The sequence below is a fragment of the Oleiphilus sp. HI0132 genome (assembly GCF_001635845.1).
Map to the genome: position 1 here is coordinate 1 of NZ_LWGJ01001367.1, position 1,964 is coordinate 1,964.

General features: G+C 44.0%; 5 protein-coding genes. All 5 read right to left on the minus strand.

Features of this window, described 5'->3' with window-relative positions; genetic code table 11:
- Positions 1-304 (minus strand): MBL fold metallo-hydrolase (locus A3766_RS20975; protein WP_156509016.1); only part of this gene is annotated, 304 nt, incomplete at its 3' end.
- Between the two features lie 108 nt (positions 305-412).
- Entirely contained in the window at positions 413-712 is a 300-nt protein-coding gene (locus A3766_RS20980; protein WP_068567266.1) for a type II toxin-antitoxin system RelE/ParE family toxin, read from the minus strand.
- 5 nt (positions 713-717) lie between these two features.
- Positions 718-975, minus strand: a complete 258-nt coding sequence (locus A3766_RS20985) for a type II toxin-antitoxin system ParD family antitoxin (protein ID WP_068553791.1) — start codon at positions 973-975, stop codon at positions 718-720.
- Between the two features lie 103 nt (positions 976-1,078).
- Positions 1,079-1,732, minus strand: a complete 654-nt coding sequence (locus A3766_RS29200; protein WP_082907184.1) for a transposase — start codon at positions 1,730-1,732, stop codon at positions 1,079-1,081.
- A partial coding sequence (locus tag A3766_RS20995) for an ATP-binding protein (protein ID WP_197479659.1) occupies positions 1,729-1,964 on the minus strand: 236 nt, incomplete at its 5' end. The genes A3766_RS29200 and A3766_RS20995, both read right to left, overlap by 4 nt.

Sequence of the window (1,964 nt, forward strand, 5' to 3'; positions counted from 1 at the left end):
AATATGGTGATTTGTATTCAGTCTTTGAAGGTTTAGATATTTGCTTACAGTCAGCAGCGAGAAGATAAGGAATGCGCCCGACATGATCGATATGAACATGGGTCACGACAAGCGCTTTTATATGAGAAACTGGGAAGTCGATTTCAAGCTGGCTTTCACTCGACTGCCCAGAGGTCTCGGCCCCTTGAAACAATCCGCAATCAATCAGAATACCTTGTTGTTCAGAACTGTTTTTATCAGAAATGCGAAGCTCGTGACACGAACCCGTTACGCCATTCACCGCTCCGTGGTGTAGGATTTTCATGTGATGTCCTTATCAATTAAGTTAAGGGAAGAATATCACAACGCTCGCGCTAGATTCCAACAGGATGGTTTCAATCGAGTCTGACCCCGTTGTCAGCTAAATATTGAACTATGTCAGGTGCCGCTGAGGATCTTGGCGACGATGTAATACACGAATAATCTCCACCGTATCGCCTGTAACCCTGTAAAAGAGGGTATGGCTCTCAATAGGTAGGCTTCTGGTGCCAGCTAGAAGTTCAGAGCGATCAACTCCTATCATGGCTTGTTCAGTGAGAGTCCAAAAGTGTTCTTTTATATTTTCAAGGTAGCTATCAGACTGGGTTTTCCCCCATTGCCGCAACCCGTACTGATAGATGTTTTTTAAATCAGTTTTCGCAGCAGGGGCTATAACAAGGTGGCGTGTTGGCATGAAACTTAAGCCATAATATCATTGAACAATGAATCTAAAGAGGATTTTGATTTAATAGAAATACCTTCACCGCTATCTATCTGGCCGGTGCCAACTTTCAGTTGCTCGCGTAAACGAGCCAATTTCACTTCGTGGATCCAGTCCTCGTGCGTATCCATAAAGCGCAATGCTTCACGAATCACTTCGCTGGCATTATTGTATAAGCCACTTTCAACTTTGGCTTTAACGCGAGACTCTAGCTCGGCAGTCAGGGACACATGCATAATGGCCTCCAAGAGTAAAAATTTATAAATTTCATGCTAGGCAAAAATACAAGCATTGTCAATCTTTGTATTAGGTATAAAAGGGGTCGGTGACAATTAGTAATCATTCGCACTTGAGAGGTCGCCCTATCTTTGAATAGCCAATTGATCTCTTAAGATTTTCTTCGATTTGTGCCTTAAAACGATCATCCCCCAAAGGCATCGAGAAACTGGCTGAAGTACGAATCTCATGTATGACGCCCTTCGACAACGCAACGTTAAATAACTCTCGATAGCGAACGAGACGGCTCTGCGTATCATGTGCCAATTGAGCATATACCTCATGCGCACTAATTAACGGACTTCTTTCACCATATGCATTACACCGATAGCTAGACCATCGGTAATCAGCCGGATGCTCGACCATATTAGCCATAACCGGGTTTAGCTCTATATACCGATAACACTTGAGCAAATACCCTTCAGCATCGATCAAGCTTGCTTTATGACGACTCTCCCACAATGTACCGCATCGCCGATATGTCTTATTGATGTATTGTACATAGCGCCGCCCAAGTGACTGCATCACTTTAGAGACACCGTCAGTGCATGAAGGTGTCAACAAAAGATGAGTGTGATTCGTCATCAAGACATAAGCATGACAACTTACATCATAGCGTTCACACGCTTCTTGTGCATATTCCGCCGAACGTGAACATGGATTCTGGTCGATCGTGAACACCTGATCTTTCGCGCATTGGGTTCTTGGTCTTTTTATCCTAAGTGTTCACCATCCGTCAACTTTGAGCGGATTTTACGCATTGATTCTCCCTTCATCTTAATGCGATGAGAGTTGTGCATTAGTCGATCCAGGATGGCGTCAGCCAGCGTGTTATCGCCGATTGATTGATACCACTCTTCTGTTGGAAGTTGGCTGATAAGCGTAGTGGATTTGCTTTCATGTCGATCATCCATAATCTCCATCAAGTCGTTCCGTTGAGCTGCTTTTA